The following is a 21,738-nucleotide window of genomic DNA, read 5'->3' as shown; positions in this document are numbered from 1 at the left end:
GCTCACAGCTCCAGCAAGTCCGGCAGCGCGGCAAACAGCGCGCGGGCGCCTTGCAGGGCGCCGCCCTTGGGCAGGCCCGGCGCGGCGCTGGGGGTCCAGCCGTAGATGTCGAAATGCATGTAGCGGGTCTCTCCGGCGAAGCGGCGCAGGAACAGCGCGGCGGTGATGGAGCCCGCAAAGCCGCCGGAGGGCGCGTTGTCGAGATCGGCGATGCCCGGTTCGATCATGCTCTCGTAGGGGTTGTGGAAGGGCATCCGCCAGACCGGGTCGGCGTGGCGTGCGGCACTGGCGGACAAGGCTGCGGCGTCGCCATCGTGATCGGTATAAAAGGGAGACAGGTCCGGACCGACCGCCACGCGGGCCGCGCCGGTGAGGGTCGCCATGGAGATTAGCAGGTCCGGCGTCTCCTCGGCGGCGAGGGCCAGTGCGTCGGCCAGCACCAGACGGCCCTCGGCGTCGGTGTTGTTGTTCTCGACCGTCAGCCCCTTGCGCGACATCAGCACGTCGCCGGGGCGGAAGGCGGAGCCGGAGACGGAGTTCTCCACCGCAGGAATCAGCACCCTGAGTTGCAGCTTCAGCCCGGCAGCCATGATCATCCGCGCCAGCCCCAGGACGTTGGCCGCGCCGCCCATGTCCTTTTTCATCAGCGCCATGCTGTTGCCGGGTTTCAGGTTCAGCCCGCCGGTGTCGAAACAGACACCCTTGCCCACCAGGGTGAGCCTGGGGCCGCTGCTGCCCCAGCGCAGGTCGATCAGCCGCGGCGCACGGTCCGAGGCGCGGCCCACCGTGTGGATCAGCGGGAAGTTCTGCGCCAGCAGGTCCTCGCCCAGGATAGTGGAGGTATCCGCGCCAAACTCCTCTGCCAGGGCGGTGGCGGCGGCTTCCAGCTGCTCAGGTCCCATGTCGGAGGCAGGAGTGTTGATCAGGTCGCGGGTCAGGCATTCGGCGGCGGCCAGCGATTCGATGGCGGCAGCATCCACCCCTTCGGGAGCCTCCAGGGAGGCTGCCTCGCCCTTGGCTTCCTTGTAGCGGTCAAAGCGGTAGGCCGTCAGGAGCCAGCCCAGAGACTCGGCCGCGGCGGCCTCAGCCGGCAGGCCGGAGGCAATCCGGTAGCTGCCCGCGGGCAGTTTCTGCGCCGCTTCCGCCAGCACGAAACGGCGGCGCGCGCGCTGGTCGGCGCTGCCGTATCCGGCCAGGGCCATTTCAATCGCGCCATCGGCGCCCGGCACCGCCAGAGCCTGGCCGCAGGCGCCGGTGAACCCATGCGCCTTTGCCCAGGCTTGAACGCGCTGCGGCTGGCTGGAGAGCCAGCTGTCGAAAGCATCGCTTGCGATAACATGCACAGGGCAGGCGTCAGGGCCGGGTGCGGCAAAGACTGGCGGCATCGAAATACTCCGGTTGCAATCATTTCTGATGCGCCAGAGTAGCCGCCGCCGCGCGGCCTGCAAGCCCTGCGGGCTGCAGAGCTGTCAGATCGTCATGTCCTGCTGGTCCCAGACCGCGGTCAGGGAACGTTCGCCCACCCGCATCAGACGGAACAGAATCGCGGCAACTGCCGGCGCATCCTCTGCGTCGATGGCTGCGGTCACGTCACTGGCAATGGACGCCAGCGCTGTCATGCCGATCTGATCGGCAATCGCGATCAGCGACCGGGCGCTTTTGCGCAGGCTCGCCATTTCATTCTGCCGCCACAGACGCTCGCAATGCGTCAGGCGCACGGCCATTTCTTCCACCGCACGGCACACGACGTCTTCGGCGCCGGTTTCGCCAAGCTGCTCATAGAGCGCGGTGAGTTTGTCTGGATCGAGACGCACTGTTTCCGAGTGCATTACTGTTAGTATATTGGCCACCACTTTCACCCAAATTCATTATGCCCCCACGGCACGCCTGCCAATGTGCGCCCCACAGGTTTTCAAAAGGTTTCCGCCCGGGTGTTCAAATCTCTCGAATTTAGGGACAATGCAGGCTATCAAGCCCGGCAACACGAATGTTGACAGGACATGACAATGGAATTTGCCAAACCCCTGCCCAGTTATCTGGTGACCCGCTACCACGGGTGGAAAGCCACATCCTATGAGGAGAATCAGGGCTGGTACCGCCGCCTGGCAACCGAAGGCCAGCGGCCGCGGGCCATGGTGATCTCCTGCTGCGACAGCCGTGTGCATGTGACCTCGATCTTCGGGGCCGACCAGGGCGAGTTCTTTATCCACCGCAATATCGCCAACCTGGTGCCGCCTTATGCGCCCGATGGCGACCATCACGGCACATCTGCGGCGGTGGAATATGCAGTGACCGCGCTGAAGGTAGCGCATCTGATCGTGCTGGGCCATTCGCAGTGCGGCGGCGTGCAGGGCTGCATCGACATGTGCAAGGGCCAGGCGCCGCAGCTGGAAGAGAAAACCAGCTTTGTCGGCCGCTGGATGGAGATCCTGAAACCCAAGTTCGATGGCGTGGCGGATATCGAGGATCCGGTGCAGCAGGCGCGGCAGTTTGAGCGCCAGGCCGTTGTCGCGTCTATGGAAAACCTGATGACCTTCCCGTTCATCGAATCGGCGGTCAAGGCGGGCGAGCTGAGCCTGCACGGGCTGTGGACCGATATCGGCGAGGGCGGGCTGGAATGTTATGACCCCAAGACGGGGACCTTTCAGCCGGTCTGAGGTCCGGCCCCTTCTTTGCCATTCCCGAATGCAGCCGCCAGATTGGCGGCTGCTTGCGTATAGCCGCCTGCCGCCCCGTCAACGAAGTGGACGTGGCCGTCCTCGACCGGCGAAGGCACAATGCAGGTGACCAGGGCGGCGTCCTGTTCATGCAACCCGAAATGCACCAGCCCAGCCTCTGCCGCCGCCTCCAAATGCTGGCGGATCCGGTCGCGAATCTCCGGCGTGCAATCCAGCGTCATCTTCAGCCCGTCGTCGAACTTGCGGAAATCCGAATGCGCCTTGAGCACGGACAGGTAATGCACGGGGTCGAATCCGCCGGCGGGCCGTTTGCTGAGGAAGATCAGCCCAGCGAGGGCGCTGTGGGCCAGAAGATAAAGCTTCCGTAAAATCAGAGGGGATTTGCCGCGGGACGACTGCGCCTCCAGATGCAGCCCGGCCGGCGGAAAGCCCAGCTTGGGCCCGGTTTCGGGCACCGGGTGGCCGCTGTCCTTCAATTCGCCCGCCAGATCCAGCAGGCGGGAGGAGAACCGGGCAAAGGCCTGCGGGTCCGCGCCCGGAGCAGGCTGCGCGACCACCGACAGGATGATGCCGTTGCGGGCGGGCGTGTTGCTCCAGCGGCAGGAGAGGCCGGAGAGATCGGGCAGCCCGGCCTGCGGGTCAGCTGGCACTTCAAAGGCGCCAGCCTTCATCTGCGCCTCGGCCCAGGCCAGGCCGCCGCCGCTGAACATGGCGAAATCGGCATGGTCGGACACAGCATAGCGGGCGATTTTGACGTCCAGCCCTTCGGTCCGGATCGAGCCGAGCGGCAGCATGGCGGCACGCAGGGAGACGCCGTATTCGCCCTCGGTCCAGCTGCGCAGGCCAGCCAGAACGCGCTGAGCCGCGGCGCGGTGACGGGGCGGCACCGCGAAGGACGCGCCGTCGCCGCCAAAGACATAGGGGAAGGCCTCGCCCTCCAGCGCGTTGCGCATGGCGGCGATCACCGCGGCGCCGATCATGTTGACGGTCTTGTAGCGGCCCGCCTTCACCAGCCCGGTGGAATTGACGATATCGGTGCAGCACAGGTGCCAGTCCGGCGGCAGCGCGGCAAAAGCCTCAGGCGCGGACAGGCTTGCAAAGCTGCGGACCTTGGGGAGGCCGGCATAGAAAGTGTCCGTCGTCATCAGTTTCAGCCCCCTGCCGCAGTCCCGTGACCTGCCGTTTCTACCTAAACGAATTGTGTGCTGTGGCCAAACATGCAAGCTGTGCGGCAGTAACGATAAGCTGAGCAGACCTGAGGGGGCGGATAATGCAGGCAGGGTTGATCTTATTGTGCCTGGCCTATGTGCTGAGCCAGTTTTTCCGGGCCTTCCTTGCGGTGCTGTCGGGGGTGCTGGGGCAGGATATCGGCGCTGCGCCGGATGATCTCGCCTTTGCCTCGGGCATGTGGTTCCTGTCGTTTGCGGCGATGCAGCTGCCGGTGGGCTGGGCGCTGGACCATGCAGGCCCGCGCAGGACCGCGGCGGTGCTGCTGCTTTTGGGCGGCGGCGGCGGGGCGGCGTTGTTTGCCGCGGCCACGGCGCCCCTGCATGTGAGCATTGCGATGTTCCTGATCGGCATCGGCTGCTCGCCGGTGCTGATGGCCTCATACTATATCTTTGCCCGCCAGTACCCGCCCGCCCGCTTTGCCACCTTGGCGGCGCTGATGCTGGGCGTGGGTTCGGCCGGCAACCTGGTCGCCTCTTATCCCACCGCGCTGGCGGTGGATCTGTTCGGCTGGCGCGGCACGCTGGCGGGGCTGGCGGTGGTGTCGGTTGCAGTGGCGGCGGGGATCTTTGTGACCGTCTCTGATCCGGACAAGCCCGATGGCGAGCACAAGGGATCGGTGCTGGATCTGCTGAAGATGCCGGTGATGTGGGCGATCTTTCCGCTGATGCTGGTGGCCTATGCGCCCTCTGGCGCGCTGAGGGGGCTGTGGATCGGCCCGTACCTGAGCGATCTCTACGGGCTCAGCACCCAGCAGGTGGGATTGGCGACCCTGGTGATGGGCGCGGCGATGATTGCAGGCACCTTTGCCTATGGGCCGCTGGACCGGATGCTGGGCACCCGCAAATGGGTGATCCTGGGCGGCAACCTGCTGGCTTGCGCCGCCCTGGGCGGTCTGATCCTGGCAGCGGGCGCGCCGGTCTGGCTGCCGGTGGCGATGATGGCGGCGGTCGGGTTCTTCGGCGCCTCCTTCCCGGTGATCATGGCGCATGGCCGGGCCTTTGTGCCGCCGCATCTGGCCGGACGCGGGGTGACCCTCTTGAACCTGTTCGGCATTGGCGGGGTGGGAATCATGCAGTTTGCGACGGGCCGCATCCACGCGGGTATGGCCGGAGCGGACCCATCCTTGCCCTACACCGGCATTTTCGGCTTCTTTCTGGTGTGCCTGGCGGCGGGATGCGCAATTTATCTGCTTAGCCGCGACAGCATGGACTGATCCGCCCCTTTAAACTTTTGCCCGGAGGCATTATCACTCCCGCGCCGGCCATGGGGCCGGGCAATACTGGAGAAACAGACAAATGGGTTACCGCATCGCCGTTGTCGGCGCCACGGGCAACGTGGGCCGCGAAATGCTGAACATCCTGGCCGAGCGCCAGTTCCCTGTGGATGAGATCGCTGCGCTGGCAAGCCGCAAATCTCTCGGCACTGAAGTCAGCTTTGGCGATAAGACACTCACTACCAAGGATCTGGACACCTTCGATTTTGCCGGCTGGGACATGGCGCTGTTCGCCATCGGCTCGGACGCGACCAAGAAATACGCGCCCAAGGCGGCTGAGGCCGGCTGCGTGGTGATCGACAACTCGTCGCTCTACCGCTACGACCCGGAAATCCCGCTGATCGTGCCGGAAGTGAACCCGCAGGCGGTCCACGAGTACAAGAACAAGAACATCATCGCCAACCCCAACTGCTCCACCGCGCAGATGGTTGTCGCGCTGAAGCCGCTGCATGACCGCGCCAGGATCAAGCGCGTTGTGGTGTCGACCTACCAGTCGGTGTCCGGCTCCGGCAAGGACGCGATTGATGAGCTGTGGGATCAGACCAAGGCGGTCTATAACCCGACCCAGGACGTGCCGCCGAAGGTCTACCCCAAGCAGATCGCCTTCAACGTCATCCCGCATATCGACGTTTTCCTGGACGACGGATCGACCAAGGAAGAGTGGAAGATGGTTGCCGAGACCAAGAAGATCGTCGACCCGTCGATCAAGGTCACCGCGACCTGCGTCCGGGTTCCGGTGTTCGTTGGCCACTCGGAATCCATCAACATCGAGTTCGAGGACTTCCTGGACGAGGACGAGGCCCGCGACATCCTGCGCGAGGCGCCCGGCATCATGGTGATCGACAAGCGCGAAGCAGGCGGCTACGTGACCCCGATTGAATGCGTTGGCGATTTCGCCACCTTCATCAGCCGCATCCGCCAGGACTCGACCATCGAAAACGGCCTGAACCTGTGGTGCGTCAGCGATAACCTGCGCAAGGGCGCGGCGCTGAACGCGGTGCAGATTGCCGAGCTTCTGGGCCGTGAGGTCCTGAAAAAAGGCTAAGCCTTATATCCTTTTGGTGAGGGGGCCGCTTCGAAAGAGGCGGCCCCTTTTCTTTTGCACGGCTGCCGGGGGGCAGCAGGGTCCGGTACTTTCAGAGGGACAGACGAAAAGCAGAGACAAAGGAAAGAACGCCATGATTGCACTGCAGGACTTCAGCACCGCCGCCCCCGTTTCGCAGATGCTGCCGTCGTTCGCCCCTCTGGAGCTGCAGAAAAGATCCAGGACCGCTTCGCATTCTGCGCCTCAGCGCAAGCCCGTGCTGAAGTGTGGCACCGCGGCCGAACTGAAACGGTATCTTGCCGGCGACTTCGCCGCGGCCAAGGATTGGTTCACTCTTTGCCGCGGGCTGCGCCGCAAGGGGTTCTGCCTGCGGATGCGCGGGGAGGATCTGTGGCTGTTCGATGCCGCACGCCTTCGTCCGGTCTGTTCCTGCGAGGATCTGGGGATTGACCCGGAGGAGCTGGAACTGCGCTTTGGCCTCTCGCAGCAGCCGCGGCCGGAGCCGCAGACACTGGCGCAGCCCCGGCGCAAGCCGCAGGCGCAGCAGCCCGTTGCCAAGGCGGCCTGAGCGCGCTGGCCAGGGTGCAGAGGGACAGATAGGCTTGGCATCAGGCGGGCGGTTTTAGCCGCCCCGTTTCCTGATTGAGAGATGCCAATGCGAATTTCCTTTAGGGCCATTGCCTGTTCCGCGATTTCCCTGGCTGCCGGCGCCGCCGCGGCGGCCGATATCCCTGTCAGCAGCCGGGTGTCCGAAGTGACCCTCTATCCGGGGCTGGCCGAAGTTACCCGTAATGCTGCCCTCACCCTGACCGAAGGGAGCCACCGGCTGGTCCTGCAAAACGTGCCGCATTCTGCGCTGCTGGAGACCCTTCAGGTGGACGTTTCCGGTGCGCGCCGTACCAGAACCCTGCTGCGCGAGGATTACCGTCCGCCGCGCAATGCCGATGATCCGGAAATCGAAGCCGCTGAGGCGCTGGTCCGCGCGGCTGAGGCCCGCATTGCTGCGGTCCGTGATGAGGCGGAACGGGCCCGGGCCGGCGTGCGGGCGGCGGAGGCCTCGATCGGGTTCCTGCGCCAGCTTGGTGCGAATGAGGGGCTGGCTCAGGCCGATGCCGCATCCCTCAGCGCCATTGCCCGGATGATTTCCGAGGAGGCCGCCGGCGCCAGCCGGGCGGCTGTTGCTGCCGAGGCCGAGGCGCGGCGGATCGAGTTGCAGCTTGAGGATCTGGAGGACGATCTGGCAGAGGCCCGCGCGGCGCTGGCGGCGATCACGCTGGAAGACGAGGACCGGTTGTTCATCGCGGTGGATATTGTGGCTGAGCAGGCGGGCGAGGGGGCGGTGACGGTCCGCTATCTTACGGAAGGTGCGGGAAACATCGGCTGGCAGCCGTCCTATGAAATGCACCTGAACACTGAGGACAGCGCTGCGGGTGAGGCTGAAATCACCCTGAAGCGGGCGGTGCGGCTGGCGCAGGACACCGGAGAGAACTGGCAGGATGTGGCGCTGACGCTGTCGACGGCCAAGCCCTCCGGGCAGGGCAGCCCGTCGGTGCTGCGCCCTTGGCTGCGCCGGGTTGAAGCGCCTGAACTGCCGCGCACGCAAAAGCGGCTGCAAAATTTCGATTCTGAAATGGGCTCGCTGGCGGAGCCGGCGGCAGAGGCTCCCATCTTTGCGGAGGAGGCGCTTGGGTGGAGCGCGGATCGCAGCGGTGCCGCTGTCACTTACCGCTTCAGCGCGCCTGTTTCTGTGGCCTCTGGCGCTGATTTGCTGCGGCTGGAGATGGATGCCCTCACCGCCGCGGCTGAGCTGAGGGCGGTGGCGGTGCCGTCGCGGGATGAGACTGCCTACCGCGTCGCGTCATTCACCAACAGCTTTGGCGAGCAGCTGCTGGCCTCGGCCGGGGTGCCGCGCTTTGCGGATGGCAAACTGATCGCAGTGGAAGACTTTCCGGGTCTGGCACCGGGTGCGGAGATGGAGGCCGGGTTCGGCCCGATAGAAGGGTTGCAGCTCAGCCGCGACGTGCTGGATCAGAGCGAAGGCGGCCAGGGCCTGATCTCGCGCAGCAGCGAACAGGTGCAAACGGTGGAGATCGAGGTGGAGAACCTGACCGGCGAGGATTGGCCCCTGCGGGTTCTGGACCGGGTGCCTTATTCGCAGCAGGACGATCTGGAGATCAGTTGGACAGCCAGGCCGCGGCCCGCTGAGGAGGACGTGGGAAAACAGCGCGGCATCCTGGCCTGGGATCTGGAGATCGAGGCAGGCGGAACCCGGACGATCCGGCTGGACACCACGCTCAGCTGGCCCGAGGGCATGGTGCTGCGCTGACGCCGGCGTTGCGCACGGGCGTTGCGGGGATGCTCCCGCCCGTCGTCAGGTATTGAAAATACCTTCCTCCCGTTGGGCGTGGCACCGCGCAAGGCGCGGTGCCACGCCCAAGGCCGCTGCCGCTGCTCTGGCGTCAGCCAGGGCTGCGGCCGGGCGCGGGAGGGTTTCCTTTTGCGATTAGCGCCTGGGGTCTAGTCTGTCTTCCACTTGGCGGCGAGATCGCGGGCATTCTTGGCCAGCACCATGACGTCAATTCCGACCGCCAGGAATTGCGCGCCCATGTCTGCGTAGGCCTGCGTCGCTTCTTCCGTCGTGCCGAGGATGCCGGGGGCGATGCCTGCCGCCTTGATGCGGGTGATGGCATCGGCAATTGCTGCGCGCACATCGGGGTGGGCGGAGTTGCCCTGATGGCCCATGTCGGTGGAGAGATCCGCCGGGCCAATGAAAACGCCGTCGATGCCTTCGACCTGCAGGATTTCGTCCAGCGCGGCCATCCCGGCGCGGTTTTCCACCTGCACCAGCAGGCAGACCTCCTGATCGGCGGTCTGGATGTACTCAGAGACCGAGCCGAACATGGTGGCGCGTGCCGCCGTGGCGCCGACGCCGCGCACGCCCTTGGGCGGGTAGTGGCAGGCGCGGACCAGCTCGCGGGCCTGTTCGGCGCTTTCCACGATCGGCACCAGCACCGTCTGGGCGCCTGCATCAAGCACTTGCTTGATAATCCAGGTCTCGCCCACCGGCACCCGCACCACCGGATGGCTGGGGGAGGCCGCCAGCGCGATCAGCTGGTCGCGGATCGAGCGGATGTCATTGGGCGCATGCTCACCGTCGATCACCAGCCAGTCAAAACCGCAGGTGCCCATGATCTCGGCAATCTGGCCGTCGGCAAAGCTCATCCAGCAGCCGATCTGGCGTTTGCCCTGTGATAGAGCCTGTTTGAAGCTGTTCTTGGGCGCGGGCATGGGCAGAGCCTCCTGTCAGGCGAAGTTGATGGATACGGATCCGAAGGGGCCGAAATCAGCGGCGATCTCCGTGCGCGGCGGGCATTCGATGGGGCGGATGAAAGAGCCTGAGAGCACGATATCCCCGGCCTCGATCTGTTGTCCATATTCCGCCATCCGCCGGGCCAGCCACAGGACAGAGGTGACGGGGTCATTCAAGACGCCCGCGCCGAGGCCGGTTTCCTCCACCGTGCCGCCCCGGGCCACGATAGCGCCGGTCCAACGCAGGTCGTGTGCGTCAACAGCGTGGCGCTCCGCGCCCAGCACTACGCCTGCATTGGCGGCGTTGTCGCTGATGGTGTCGGTGATGATGCGGGCCTGGCCGGTTGCCGGATCAGCCCGCAGGATGCGGGTGTCGAGGATTTCCAGTGAGGGGGCAACATAGGCAGTGGCAGCCAGCACGTCTTCGCGGGTGCAGTCAGCGCCTGCGAGCGGGGATTTCATAACAAAAGCGATCTCGGCCTCCACCCGCGGCTGGATGAAGCGGCCTGCGGGGACGGTGCTGCCGTTTTCGAACGCCATGTCGTCCAGCAGCACGCCGCTGTCGGGGGTGGTGATGTTCAACGCCTGCTGCATGGCGCGGCTGGTGAGGCCGATCTTCCAGCCGATTTTCTTGCCCCCGGAGGCTAGTTTTAGCTGTATTAGAGCCTTTTGCACCGCATAGGCATCATCCAGTGTCATGCCGGGATAAGCGAGGGAGAGCAGGCCGCATTGCTGGCCGGTTTGCTCGGCTTTCAGCAGGGTTTCGGCGGCTTCGTGGTGCTGCTCCGGGGTCATGTCTCATCCTCAACCGTGTTGCGCAGGATGCCGATGCCTTCCACCTCCACCTCGACCACGTCGCCGGGGGCCAGGTATTTCGGCGGGTCGAACCGCGCGCCTGCGCCGGTGGGCGTGCCGGTGATGATCACGTCGCCCGGCTGCAGGGTGGTGAAGGTGGAGATATAGGCGATCTCCTCGCGGATCGGGAACATCATGCGGGCCAGGGTATCATCCTGGCGGACCTCTCCATTCACGCGGGTGACGATGCGGGCCTCATCCAGTTGGGCGGCATCGGTGAAGGGCACCAGCCAGGGGCCGATGGCGCCGGAGTCGTCCCAGTTCTTGCCTTGCGTGACGTTGAACTTGGCGTGGCGGACCCAGTCACGGATGGTGCCCTCATTCGCCAGTGTTAGTGCCGCGATATGATCGTAAGCGTCCTCCGGTTTGATCCGGCGGCCTGCCTTGCCGATCACCACGGCGACCTCGCCCTCGTAATCCAGCGTGTGGTTTTCCGGCGGGCGGATCAGCGGGCGTTCGGCCCCAGTGAAGGAGCGCGGGAAGCGGGGGAACAGGGACATGTGCTTGGGCTGGGCAGAGCCGTCCTTGTACTCCGCGTTGCGGTCCGGGAAGTTGACGCCGACGCAGATGATCTTTTCCGGGTTGGGGATTGGGATCTCAAACGTGAAATCCGTGTGGGTGACGGGTTTGCCCTCGGCGGACTGTGCCAGGGCGGGCAGGCCGTCCGCCGCGATCACGTCGCGCAGGGTGGGCCAGTCCGGGAACTGCGGCGACAGGGCGATCATGCCGGCGTCTTTTACTGCTCCATAGAAATTTTCGCCGTCGGCAGTGTAGGTGGCAAAACGCATCAGGCCAGGCTCCTTGCGATTTCGGTGATGACGTCGAAGGCCATCATCACGTCTGCCTCGGTGGTCTCAAACTGGCCGGCCTGGAAGCGGATCACCAGGTCGCCGTCGAGGCGGTTCTGGGTCAGGTAGATGCGTCCATCGTCGTTGATCGCATTGACCAGCCGAAGGTTCAGGTCGTCCAGATTTGTGGCGCCCTCGGGTGCATAGCGGAACGACCAGAGCGACCACATGGGCGCGCTCGTAATCTGGAAATCAGGCTCTGACTTGAGCTTTTCGTGCAGCTGGTTGGACCAGTTGATGTGGTTGCGCAGCCGCTGGCGCAGGCCCTCCAGCCCGTAGGTACGGATCAGGAACCAGATCTTGAGCGCGCGGAAGCGGCGGCCTAGCGGCACCGACCATTCGGAATAGTTGATGATGCCGTCGTGGCCGTGGGTTTTTAGGTATTCCGGGCTGATGGCGAGGGTCTGGACGAGGTCGTCCGGGTTCTTCAGGAAATGGGCGGAGCAGTCGAACTGCACGCCCAGCCATTTGTGCGGATTGAAGACGATGCTGTCGGCGCGTTCGACGCCGGGCCAGTAGTGGCGGTATTCCGGGCAGATCATCGCGGAGCCGGCCCAGGCGGCGTCCACATGGGTATAGAGGCCGTATTTTTCGGCTACATCCAGCACCCGGTCCACCGGGTCGGTGGCGCCGACACCGGTGCCGCCAACGCAGAGGATGACGCCAGCAGGCTGGTGGCCTGCGGCGAGGTCGGCCTGGATTGCCGCCTCCAGAGCCTCTGGGTCCATGCCGCGCCAATCGCCCTTGATGGGCACGCGGATCAGGTTCTGCTGGCCGATGCCTGCGACCCAGATGGCGCGGTCGATGGAGGTGTGGACCTCGGAGGAGCAATAGATGCGCAGGGCTTTCTGGCCGAACAGGCCCTGGCTGTTGCCCTGCCAGTTCAGCGCCTTCTCCCGCATGGTCAGCACCGCGGCGAGGGTGGCTGAGGAGGCGGAGTCCTGGATCACGCCCTGGAACTCGTCCGGCAGGTCCAGCGCCTGGCGCAGCCAGTCCATCATCCTGGTTTCCATCTCGGTCGCTGCGGGCGAGGTCTGCCACAGCATGCATTGCGGCGCGATGGCGGAGGCGAGGAATTCCGCCAGCACCGAGGGCGCGGCGGCGTTGGAGGTGAAATAGGCAAAGAAGCGGGGATGCTGCCAATGGGTGATGCCGGGCATCACGATGTCTTCGAAGTCGCGGAAGATTGCCTCCATCCCCTCGCCATCTTCGGGAGGGGTTTGGGGCAGGGCGTTCAGCACTTGGCCCGGTTCGGTTCTGGCGCGCACCGGGCGGTCGCCGACGGTCAGGTGGTAGTCCTGCGTCCAGTCCGCGACCCTGCGGCCCCAGTCGGAGAATTCATTCCATTTCATCTCGTATTCCTTTTGTCCGTGCCATCGGCACGGACAGTGTCAGGGTGCAATAATCGGCTGAGCGTTCAAGGCGCTGGGTTTCGGAGTGGCGCCTTCAAAGACGGAACCTTCCTCAAACCAGCTGCGCGGCGCAGGTGCCCCCCAGAGGGTCTGGCGCTGCGGGTCGGTGAGCGACCATTTGATCGGCTCCAGATCCGGATCGACGGTCTGATAGTCGGAGCAGTAGATCTCGATCCGGTGGCCGTCCGGATCGCGCACATAGAGGAAAAACGCGTTGGAGATGCCGTGGCGGCCGGGGCCGCGCTCGATGTTATCGACATAGCCGGTGGTGGACATCAGATCGAGAAGGTCAATGATGTTGAGCGGGTTCGGCACCCAGAAGGCGGTGTGGTGCAGGCGGGGCCCGAGGCCATTCGTAAAGGCCACGTCGTGCACGCCGCCCTTGCGGTGCATCCAGGCGGCCCAGATCTTGCCACTGTCGTCATCCTCAGTGAATTCGGTTACGCGGAAGCCCATCTCGTTGTAGAAGGCGACCGAGGCGTCCACATCCGCGCTGAACATGTTGAAATGGTCGATGCGCAGCGGTTTTACCCCGTTGTAGAGCCTGTATTTCTGGTGAATCGGCTCCAGCCGCTCCATCTTGACGTAGAACTCGAGCGGGATGCCCCAAGGGTCGCGGGTGCGTAAGGTTTTGCCCAGGTGGGGGCGGTCGATCCACTCCACTGGCAGGCCTTTGGAGGCGAAGAAGTCTGCGGCCTTGTCCAGGTCGGGCTCGTCATAAAGCTTGAAGCCGAGAACGCCAACGGAGGCAGTGCTTGCCTTGGCCAGAACGATACAGTGGTGGCCGCGTTCCTCCATTGCGCGGAGATAGATACGGTTGCCGTCTTCCTGCGTCACTTGCAGGCCCAGCGTGTCCACATAGAAGGCGCGTGAGGCGGCGAGGTCGGTGACGTGGTATTCCACGTGGCTGAGCCGCACGATGTTGAAGGGCGGGTAGAGGTTCGGGGCGGGGACGGGCATGGTTTGAACCTTTCACTTGTGGCCGGGTGCGGGAGCGAGGGGCCGGCCCCTCGCGCTCCCCGGGATATTTTTAGCAAGAGGAAATGATCAGGCGCCGAGGCGCGGGATCTTGTGATGGCCGGTGGCAAAGCCGATGTGTTTCTGCTCCATGTAGAACTCGAACGACCAGTCGCCGCCGTCGCGGCCGATGCCGCTGGACTTGACGCCCCCGAAGGGGGTCGGCAGGTGGCGGACGTTTTCGGAATTCACCCAGATCATTCCGGCCTCAAGCTGGTTGGTGAAGCGCAGGGCGCGGGTGAGGTCATTGGTCCAGACGTATCCAGTTAGGCCGTACTGGGTGTCATTGGCCAACGTCAGAGCCTCATCTTCGTCCTTGAAGCGGATGGCGGTGAGGACCGGGCCGAAGATTTCCTCCTGCGCGATGGTCATATCGTTGGTGGCATTGGTGAACAGCGTCGGGCGGACGAACCAGCCCTGATCGCCTGCGCGGATGCCGCCGGCGGCGATGGTGGCGCCGTCCTGTTTGGCGGTCTCGAAGTAGGATGTGACCTTTTCGAAATGCACCTTGTGGATCAGCGGGCCGACCTCGGTGGCCGGGTCCAGCGGGTGGCCGACCTTGATGCTGTTGACGCGCTCGATGAGCTTGGCCTCGAAGTCCTCCGCGATGCTCTCCTGCACCAAGAGGCGCGAGGAGGAGGTGCAGCGCTCGCCGTTGAGCGAGTAGATCATGAAGACCGCGGCATCGAGCGCGCGGTCGAGGTCGGCGTCGTCGAAGACCACCACCGGGTTCTTGCCGCCCAGTTCGAAATGCACCCGCTTCAGGGTGTCTGCGCCCTGTTTCATGATCATCGAGCCGGTCTTGCTCTCGCCGACAAAGGCGATGGCCTTGATGTCCTTGTGTTCGGTGAGGGCCTTGCCTGCCTCCTCGCCTAGGCCGTTCACCAGATTCCAGACGCCCGGCGGAAGGCCGGCCTCATGGGCGATTTCGGCCAGGATGCGGGCGGTGAGGGGGGAGAATTCGGCTGGTTTGTGGACCACGGTGCAGCCGGCCGCCAGCGCGGGCGCGATTTTCCATGTGGACAGCATGAAGGGGGTGTTCCACGGAGTGATGACGCCGACCGGGCCGATCGGCACCCGGGTGGTCACGTTCATCAGCGTCGGGGATTGCAGCTGCTGGCCGTCGCGGGCCGCGGCGGCCTTGTCCGCGAAGAAGCGGAAGTTTTCGGCGCCGCGAAGCGCCGCCTTTGACATGAAACGAAGGGCTTGCCCGGTGTCCCAGCATTCGCACAGCGCGATTTCTTCGGCGCGTTCGACGATCAGATCGGCGATGCGGTGCAGGATTTTCTTGCGCTCCAAGGCAGGCATGTCGCGCCAGGCGGGGAAGGCCGCCTTGGCAGCCAGGGCGGCGGCGTTGATGTCCTCTGTTCCGCCCTTGGCGACGGAGCAGATCACGCTTTCATCCACCGGCGAGGTTGTCTCAAACGTGGCGCCGGAGGAGGCCGGGCGGCTTTCGCCGTTGATCAGGTTCAGTATGCCGTCCGTGCGGAAGCGGGCCAGGTGGCGGTTCAGCGTTTCGGTATTGGTGGCCAGATCGCTCATGACGGGTCCGCCTTTTGCATGTGGTCGCGGATGGTGCCGCATTTCGGGGAAAGCTCCGGGTCGATGTCGCGCATCTCAAGCGAGAGTGCGATGGAGTGCTCCTGCAGGGCCGGCTCCAGGAAAGACTGGGCTGCCTGGAACACGGCCTGGGCGGCGCGTTTGCGGGTGTCCAGGTCACGGCCCGCGCGCAACCGGATGGAAATGTCGATATATCCGTGCTGCGGATCGCCGTCGGCAATGGAGGCATGGCTGGCCGCAAAAGCACGCACCCGGATGCCCGCCAGCGGGAACACGCCGGTGGCCGCAGCGGCCTGGCGCAGGCACCGGCAGAGCGCGGCAATATCGGTGCGGTCCTCCATGTTTGGGGAGTAGTCCAGCGTGATATGCGGCATCTCCAGCGTCCTCCTGAATTGCTTAACATGTTTAGCAAAAAGGCGACCGCCGGTCAAGCAGAAGAAATCCAAGCAGCAATTGCGTTTAGCCTGAAGCGGGGTGATACTCGGGTATGACCAAGATGATGCCGACCACCGACCGTTCGCTGCCAATTGCTCTGCTCCGGGCGCGGGAACGTGTGATGGGTCCGATCCGGGCACTGCTGAGCGGTGCCGGTCTGACCGAGCAGCAGTGGCGGGTGCTGCGGGTGGTGCAGGAGGACGGGCCGATTGACCCGACCCAGATTGCCGACAAGGCCTGCCTGCTGCTGCCAAGCCTGACGCGAATCCTGCAAAAGCTGGAGGAAAAGCAGCTGATTAGCCGCCAGCGCGACAAGGAGGACCGCCGCCGCCAGGTGGTGCGGATCGCGCCTGCGGGCGAGAAGGTGATTGCCGACAACATTGAGGCGAGTCTGGAGCTGATGAACCGGACCCGGGCCAAGATGGGTGCGGACCGGTATGAGGCGCTTTTGGATCTGCTCAACGAACTGGATCAGATCGACCTGACGGAGTGAGTCGTTTCTGCCGCATTTGGCGCGGATGCGGGGGCGGGTGACGCAAACCGGGCTTCGTCGCCTGTGCCGGTGATTTCACAGCGGTAGTTGATTTTTTTCTTTAAAATCGGTAATTTAACCGAAAAGCACTGCGGCGGGCGTTACGGAGAGGCTGCCGCACCTGCATTGGCAAATTGCTGCTGGTGACGCAAATGGCGCGGCCGGTGTCCGAAATCGCTCTGTGAAGACTGGCGTTTCTCAACAACTGTTATGGGGACAGTTGATGAGGACATCATGCGGTACTCCGGCCTGAAAGTGATCAAGGAGGCCCTGACGGGCCATAAGGGATGGCGCCCGACCTGGCGCGATCCGGAACCCAAGAAAAGCTACGATGTGGTGATCATCGGCGGTGGCGGGCACGGGCTGGCGACGGCCTATTACCTGGCCAAGAACCATGGCATCACCAATGTCGCTGTGATCGAGAAGGGCTGGATCGGCGGCGGCAACGTGGGCCGCAACACCACCATCATCCGCTCGAACTACCTGCTGGACGGCAACGAGCCGTTCTACGAGCTGTCGCTGAAGCTGTGGGAAGGGCTGGAGCAGGACTTCAACTACAACGCCATGGTCAGCCAGCGCGGCATTCTGAACCTGGTGCATACGGACGCGCAGCGCGATGCGGCGCGGCGCCGGGGCAATGCGATGATCCTGAACGGGTCGGACGCGGAGCTGCTGGACACCGAGGGCGTCCGCGCGATGTATCCGTTCCTGAATTTCAATGACGCGCGCTTCCCGATCAAGGGCGGGCTGCTGCATCGCCGCGGCGGCACTGTGCGCCATGACGCGGTGGCCTGGGGCTATGCTCGCGGCGCCGACCTGCGCGGGGTGGACATCATTCAGAACTGCGAAGTCACCGGCTTCCGGATCGAGAACGGCAAGTGCCTGGGGGTGGAAACCACCAAGGGCTTTATCGGTGCGAACAAGGTGGCGAGCTGCGTGGCCGGCTCCTCCAGCCGGGTGATGGAGAAGGCGGGGATGCGCCTGCCGATCGAGAGCCACGTGCTGCAGGCCTTTGTGTCCGAGGGGCTGAAGCCGGTTCTGGACGGGGTCATCACCTTTGGCGCGGGCCATTTCTATTGCAGCCAGTCGGACAAGGGCGGGCTGGTCTTTGGCGGCGATCTGGACATGTACAATTCCTATGCGCAGCGCGGCAACCTGCCGGTGGTCGAGGACGTGATGGAAGGCGGCATGGCACTGATCCCAGCGCTGGGCCGGGTGCGGATGCTGCGCAGCTGGGGCGGCATCATGGACATGTCGATGGACGGCTCCCCCTTCATCGACAGGACCCATATCGACGGCCTCTATTTCAACGGCGGCTGGTGCTACGGCGGGTTCAAGGCGACCCCGGCCTCGGGCTGGTGCTACGCGCATCTGCTGGCGACCGATACCCCGCACAAGGTGGCCACGGCCTACCGGCTCGACCGGTTCCGCCGCGGCTGCATGATCGACGAAAAGGGCCAGGGCGCCCAGCCGAACCTGCACTGAGGAAAGGACAGCAGCGATGATTATCAACCATCCGATCCTCGGGCCGCGGGACAGCCAGGAGTTCACCTATCTGGGCGATGCAGCCTTGATCGACCGTCCCGACTGGCAGGCCGAAAATGCGGCGGATCAGTTCCACGACTACCTGTACCTGCGCGACAACCCGGCGGGCGAGCACCGCGAGCTGTGGTTCCACGAGCAGGGCGACCGGTCCTGGCTGGTGGTGACCCGCAACACCGTGACCCATGAAATCCTGAATGTCGAACTGGCCCGTGATGTGGCCCGGGCAAGGGGGCGCAGCAAATGACTGACGCAGTGATGAATGCCGGCCGCGTGGCCTTTCAGGCCGACGGCAGCACGGGCGCCCGCAAGGGCGTGCAGGTCAACCGCCTGGATGGCGGGCTGATTAAGGGCAGCAAGGCGCTGAGCTTCACCTTTGACGGCAAGCGTTACAAGGGATTTGAGGGCGATACGCTGGCCTCGGCCCTGCTGGCAAACGGCGTGCGGCTGATGGGCCGTTCGTTCAAGTACCACCGTCCGCGCGGGCCTCTGACCTCCGGTTCGGAAGAGCCGAATGCACTGGTCGAGCTGCGCAGCGGCGGGCGGCAGGAGCCGAACACCCGCGCCACCGTGGCAGAGCTGTATGAGGGGCTGGAGGCGAATTCGCAGAACCGCTGGCCGTCCCTGAAGCATGACTTCATGGCGGTCAATGACCGGTTCTCAAACTTCCTGACCGCGGGCTTCTACTACAAGACCTTCATGTGGCCGGCCGCGTTCTGGGAGAAACTGTACGAACCCATCATCCGCAAGGCGGCAGGCCTCGGCAGCATCAGCTTTGAGGCCGATCCGGATGCCTATGACAAGGGTTTCCTGCATTGCGACCTGCTGGTGATCGGCGCTGGCCCCACCGGCCTGATGGCGGCGCTGACCGCTGGCCGGGCCGGGGCGCAGGTGATCCTTGCCGATGAGGACTTCCTGCTGGGCGGGCGCCTCAATGCCGAGACCTTTGGCATCGGCGATCTGACCGGTGCGGCCTGGGTTGCGCAGGTGCAGGCAGAGCTGGCCGCAATGCCGAACGTGCGGGTGATGCCGCGCACCACCATCATCGGGGCCTATGATCACGGCATCTATGGCGCGGTGGAGCGTGTGTCTGACCACGTGCTGGCGCCGGAAGCGGGCAAGCCGCGGCAGATCCTGTGGCGGATCTATTCCAAGCGGGCAATGCTGGCGGCGGGTGCCACCGAACGGCCCATCGCGTTTGAGAACAACGACCGTCCCGGCGTGATGCTGGCGGGTGCCGTACGGGCATATGCCAACCGCTGGGCGGTGACGCCGGATCAGACGGTTGCGGTGTTCACCAACAATGACGACGGCCACCGCACAGCTGCGGACCTGATCGCCAAGGGCGTGAAGGTGACGGCGGTGATCGACACCCGCGCTGATGCGCCTAAGGTCGAAGGCGCCGAGCTGTTTGCCGGGGCTCAGGTGATCGACACCAAAGGCCGGCTGGGGCTGGAGTGGGCGCGGGTGCGTCTGGCCAATGGCAGCACTCGCGACGTGCCTTGCGGTGCGCTGGCGGTGTCGGGCGGCTGGAACCCGAACGTGCATCTGACCTGCCACCAGCGCGGCCGCCCGGCCTGGCGCGAGGATATTGCCGCCTTTGTCCCCGCGGGGACACTGCCGCAAAACATGTCTGTGGCCGGTGCCGCCAACGGCGATTTCTCCACCGCTGCCGCGCTGCGCGCAGGTGCCGACGGCGCCGTGGCTGCGCTGTCGGAGCTGGGGATCGAGGCCAAGGCAGGCGATCTTCCCGAGGCCGAGGATGCGCCTGTCAACGTGACCCCCTTCTGGTATGTGAAGGAAGGCAAGGGCCGCGCCTGGCTGGATCAGCAGAACGACGTCACCGTCAAGGACGTGAAGCTGGCGCATCAGGAGAACTTCCGCTCAGTCGAGCACCTGAAGCGCTACACCACCCTTGGCATGGCGACCGATCAGGGCAAGACCTCCAACATGGGCGGTCTGGCGATCATGGCGGAGCTGGCGGGCAAGCAGATCCCCGAAGTCGGCACCACCATGTTCCGCCCGCCCTATACGCCGGTTTCGTTCGGTGTGATGGCAGGCCGCTCGATCGGCGAAGAGTTCCGCCCCACCCGCAAGACCCCCAGCCACAAATGGGCCGAGGAGCAGGGTGCGGTGTTTGTCGAGGTGGGCCAGTGGCTGCGCGCCCAATGGTTCCCCAAGGCAGGCGAAACCCATTGGCGCCAGTCGGTGGACCGCGAGGTGCTGCAAACCCGTAATTCCGTCGGCATCTGCGACGTGACCACGCTGGGCAAGATCGACGTGCAGGGCAAAGATGCCGCCGAGTTCCTGAACAAGATGTACGCCAACGCCTTTGCCAAGCTGCCGGTGGGCAAGGTCCGCTATGGCCTCATGCTGCGCGAGGACGGCATTGCCTATGACGACGGCACCGCGGCGCGTTTTGCCGAGGATCATTTCGTGGTGACCACCACCACCGCCAACGCAGTTCTGGTCTACCGCAACATGGAATTTGCGCGCCAGTGCCTGTTCCCTGACATGGATGTGCAGCTGATCTCGACCACCGAGGCCTGGGCACAGTTCGCGGTGGCGGGTCCGAATGCCCGCAAGCTGCTGCAGAAGGTCGTGGACCCTGAGTTCGACATCTCGAACGAGGCGTTTCCGTTCATGGGCTGCGGTGAGATCACCGTGGCGGGCGGCTGCCGGGCGCGGCTGTTCAGGATCTCCTTCTCGGGCGAGCTGGCCTATGAGATCGCGGTTCCGACCCGCTATGGCGATGCGATGATCCGCAAGCTGATGGAAGCGGGCGAGGAGTTTGGCGCAGTGCCTTACGGCACCGAGGCGCTGGGCGTCATGCGGATCGAGAAGGGCCATGCCGCGGGTAATGAGCTGAACGGCACCACGTCGGCGCTGAACCTTGGCATGGGCCGGATGGTCAGCAAGAAGAAGGACTGCATCGGGAACGTGCTGAGCGAGCGTGAAGGCATGAACCAGGACGATGCGCTGAAACTGGTTGGCTTCAAGCCGGTGAATGCCGCAGATCCGGTGCAGGCCGGGGCGCATCTGATGAACGCCGATGGCGAGGTCAGCGCGGCCACCGATCAGGGTTATATCACCTCAGCCGCCTATTCGCCGGTGCTGGGATGCTCGATCGGGATCGGGTTTCTGAAAAGCGGCGATGTGCGCAAGGGTGAGGTGATCCGCGCGGTCAACCCGCTGGAGGGCAAGGAAAACCAGGTCGAAGTTGTCAGCGCGCATTTTGTGGATCCGGAAGGGGAGCGTCTCCGTGGGTAAGTTCGATAATCATGGTCTGAAGGCCATTTCCCCGCTGGGCGGGCATGAACCGCAGGTGGACGCCTTCACCGGTCTGCTGATCCGTGAAATCACTGATCGGGCACTGGCCTCGCTGGGCGCGCGTCAAGGGCAGGAGGGGGCAATGAAGTCCGCTGCTAAAGGGTTCCTGGGCGGCGCTCTGCCTGAGCCTGCCAGCTGGAATGAGACCGGCGTCTTCTCCGCCTGGTGGATGGGGCCGGACCTGTGGATGGTGTCTGCGTCGCATGACAGTCACGAGCTGATGGCGGGCGAGCTGAAGCAGGCGGTCGGCGAGGCAGGCTCCGTGGTGGAGCAGACCGACGGCTGGTGCCGTTTCGACATGGAGGGCCCGCGCTGCTTTGATGTGCTGGAGCGGCTGTGCAATGCCAATGTCCGTGCAGGCAAACGCGGCGATGCCACCCGGACTTCGATGGAGCATCTGGGCGTCTTCCTGCTGTGCCAGACACCCGGCCAAGGATATTCGATCATCGGCCCGCGGTCGTCAGCCGGGTCGCTGCATCACGCGCTGGTTGCAGCGGCGAAATCGGTTATCTAAGAGAGAAGCGAGCGAAGACAAACAGCGCCCGGCCAGCAGGCCGGGCGTTTTGCTTATGGCAACCGAAGCATGTCAAAGGAATTGGCTGGCCTGCGCGGAAAGGGCGGATGCCTCCGGCGGGGATATTTTTGGCAAGAGGAACGGCAGCCGTGGTCATA

Annotated in this window: 20 protein-coding genes; 10 read left to right on the top strand and 10 right to left on the bottom strand. The window is 64.6% G+C overall.

Going from position 1 to position 21,738, the window contains the following annotated elements:
* Nucleotides 1–2 precede the first annotated feature (2 nt).
* The gene (locus tag ACXAED_RS06575) at nucleotides 3–1,385 is read right to left on the bottom strand and encodes a leucyl aminopeptidase family protein (protein ID WP_475047971.1); all 1,383 of its coding nucleotides are present in this window, start codon (nucleotides 1,383–1,385) and stop codon (nucleotides 3–5) included.
* An 84-nt stretch (nucleotides 1,386–1,469) separates the two neighbouring features.
* A complete protein-coding gene (locus ACXAED_RS06570) occupies nucleotides 1,470–1,829 on the bottom strand; it encodes a hypothetical protein (protein ID WP_141891893.1) in 360 nt (119 codons plus the stop codon).
* 177 nt (nucleotides 1,830–2,006) lie between these two features.
* Between ACXAED_RS06570 and ACXAED_RS06565 the strand changes: the two genes are divergently transcribed.
* A complete protein-coding gene (locus ACXAED_RS06565) occupies nucleotides 2,007–2,657 on the top strand; it encodes a carbonic anhydrase (RefSeq protein WP_475047968.1) in 651 nt (216 codons plus the stop codon).
* Here ACXAED_RS06565 and ACXAED_RS06560 read toward each other — a convergent pair.
* Nucleotides 2,645–3,823 (bottom strand): DUF3095 domain-containing protein, encoded by a 1,179-nt coding sequence (locus ACXAED_RS06560; RefSeq protein ID WP_475047965.1) that lies wholly within the window; start codon nucleotides 3,821–3,823, stop codon nucleotides 2,645–2,647. The two genes, ACXAED_RS06565 and ACXAED_RS06560, sit on opposite strands and share 13 nt — an antisense overlap.
* 125 nt (nucleotides 3,824–3,948) lie before the next feature.
* Between ACXAED_RS06560 and ACXAED_RS06555 the strand changes: the two genes are divergently transcribed.
* The 4 genes from ACXAED_RS06555 to ACXAED_RS06540 all read left to right on the top strand — a co-directional run bounded on the left by ACXAED_RS06555 (nucleotide 3,949) and on the right by ACXAED_RS06540 (nucleotide 8,552).
* On the top strand, nucleotides 3,949–5,121 hold the full coding sequence (locus ACXAED_RS06555; protein ID WP_475047963.1) for an MFS transporter: 1,173 nt from the start codon (nucleotides 3,949–3,951) through the stop codon (nucleotides 5,119–5,121).
* A gap of 82 nt (nucleotides 5,122–5,203) precedes the next feature.
* Complete coding sequence (locus ACXAED_RS06550) at nucleotides 5,204–6,226, top strand: aspartate-semialdehyde dehydrogenase (RefSeq protein ID WP_475047960.1); 1,023 nt, start codon at nucleotides 5,204–5,206, stop codon at nucleotides 6,224–6,226.
* A 133-nt stretch (nucleotides 6,227–6,359) separates the two neighbouring features.
* On the top strand, nucleotides 6,360–6,794 hold the full coding sequence (locus tag ACXAED_RS06545; protein ID WP_475047958.1) for a hypothetical protein: 435 nt from the start codon (nucleotides 6,360–6,362) through the stop codon (nucleotides 6,792–6,794).
* Nucleotides 6,795–6,881: 87 nt separating this feature from the next.
* The gene (locus ACXAED_RS06540; protein WP_475047955.1) at nucleotides 6,882–8,552 is read left to right on the top strand and encodes a DUF4139 domain-containing protein; all 1,671 of its coding nucleotides are present in this window, start codon (nucleotides 6,882–6,884) and stop codon (nucleotides 8,550–8,552) included.
* Between the two features lie 191 nt (nucleotides 8,553–8,743).
* On the opposite strand, the gene ACXAED_RS06535 is transcribed toward ACXAED_RS06540, so the two are convergent.
* The 7 genes from ACXAED_RS06535 to ACXAED_RS06505 form a co-directional block, all read right to left on the bottom strand.
* Nucleotides 8,744–9,514 (bottom strand): aldolase/citrate lyase family protein, encoded by a 771-nt coding sequence (locus tag ACXAED_RS06535; protein WP_475047952.1) that lies wholly within the window; start codon nucleotides 9,512–9,514, stop codon nucleotides 8,744–8,746.
* Between the two features lie 15 nt (nucleotides 9,515–9,529).
* Nucleotides 9,530–10,330 carry a 2-oxo-hept-4-ene-1,7-dioate hydratase gene (gene hpaH, locus ACXAED_RS06530; protein WP_475047949.1) on the bottom strand — a complete coding sequence of 267 codons (801 nt, stop codon included), beginning with the start codon at nucleotides 10,328–10,330 and terminating at the stop codon, nucleotides 9,530–9,532.
* Nucleotides 10,327–11,178 carry a fumarylacetoacetate hydrolase family protein gene (locus tag ACXAED_RS06525; protein WP_475047947.1) on the bottom strand — a complete coding sequence of 284 codons (852 nt, stop codon included), beginning with the start codon at nucleotides 11,176–11,178 and terminating at the stop codon, nucleotides 10,327–10,329. Before ACXAED_RS06525 ends, hpaH begins: the two co-directional genes overlap by 4 nt.
* Entirely contained in the window at nucleotides 11,178–12,590 is a 1,413-nt protein-coding gene (locus tag ACXAED_RS06520; protein ID WP_475047944.1) for a pyridoxal phosphate-dependent decarboxylase family protein, read from the bottom strand. The genes ACXAED_RS06525 and ACXAED_RS06520 overlap by 1 nt, the downstream gene beginning before the upstream one ends.
* 39 nt (nucleotides 12,591–12,629) lie before the next feature.
* Entirely contained in the window at nucleotides 12,630–13,610 is a 981-nt protein-coding gene (gene hpaD / locus ACXAED_RS06515) for a 3,4-dihydroxyphenylacetate 2,3-dioxygenase (protein WP_475047941.1), read from the bottom strand.
* Nucleotides 13,611–13,697: 87 nt separating this feature from the next.
* Nucleotides 13,698–15,209 (bottom strand): 5-carboxymethyl-2-hydroxymuconate semialdehyde dehydrogenase, encoded by a 1,512-nt coding sequence (gene hpaE, locus ACXAED_RS06510; RefSeq protein ID WP_475047938.1) that lies wholly within the window; start codon nucleotides 15,207–15,209, stop codon nucleotides 13,698–13,700.
* Nucleotides 15,206–15,601, bottom strand: coding sequence for a 5-carboxymethyl-2-hydroxymuconate Delta-isomerase (locus tag ACXAED_RS06505; protein WP_475047935.1), 396 nt, complete (start codon nucleotides 15,599–15,601; stop codon nucleotides 15,206–15,208). Before ACXAED_RS06505 ends, hpaE begins: the two co-directional genes overlap by 4 nt.
* A gap of 113 nt (nucleotides 15,602–15,714) precedes the next feature.
* Here ACXAED_RS06505 and hpaR point away from each other — a divergent pair, with 113 nt between their 5' ends.
* The 5 genes from hpaR (at nucleotide 15,715) to ACXAED_RS06480 (ending at nucleotide 21,580) form a co-directional block, all read left to right on the top strand.
* Nucleotides 15,715–16,155, top strand: a complete 441-nt coding sequence (gene hpaR, locus ACXAED_RS06500; protein WP_475047932.1) for a homoprotocatechuate degradation operon regulator HpaR — start codon at nucleotides 15,715–15,717, stop codon at nucleotides 16,153–16,155.
* 273 nt (nucleotides 16,156–16,428) lie between these two features.
* Entirely contained in the window at nucleotides 16,429–17,679 is a 1,251-nt protein-coding gene (locus tag ACXAED_RS06495) for a sarcosine oxidase subunit beta family protein (RefSeq protein ID WP_475047929.1), read from the top strand.
* 16 nt (nucleotides 17,680–17,695) lie between these two features.
* The gene (locus tag ACXAED_RS06490; protein ID WP_222504639.1) at nucleotides 17,696–17,983 is read left to right on the top strand and encodes a sarcosine oxidase subunit delta; all 288 of its coding nucleotides are present in this window, start codon (nucleotides 17,696–17,698) and stop codon (nucleotides 17,981–17,983) included.
* An 11-nt stretch (nucleotides 17,984–17,994) separates the two neighbouring features.
* Nucleotides 17,995–21,006 carry a sarcosine oxidase subunit alpha family protein gene (locus ACXAED_RS06485; RefSeq protein ID WP_475053031.1) on the top strand — a complete coding sequence of 1,004 codons (3,012 nt, stop codon included), beginning with the start codon at nucleotides 17,995–17,997 and terminating at the stop codon, nucleotides 21,004–21,006.
* Nucleotides 20,999–21,580, top strand: coding sequence for a sarcosine oxidase subunit gamma (locus ACXAED_RS06480; protein ID WP_475047926.1), 582 nt, complete (start codon nucleotides 20,999–21,001; stop codon nucleotides 21,578–21,580). The genes ACXAED_RS06485 and ACXAED_RS06480 overlap by 8 nt, the downstream gene beginning before the upstream one ends.
* Nucleotides 21,581–21,738: the final 158 nt, after the last annotated feature.

It is taken from the genome of Leisingera sp. ABM4_103 (genome assembly GCF_056158685.1).
The sequence above is the reverse complement of the archived record's forward strand: the minus strand, read 5'-3'. Positions and strand labels throughout refer to the sequence as shown.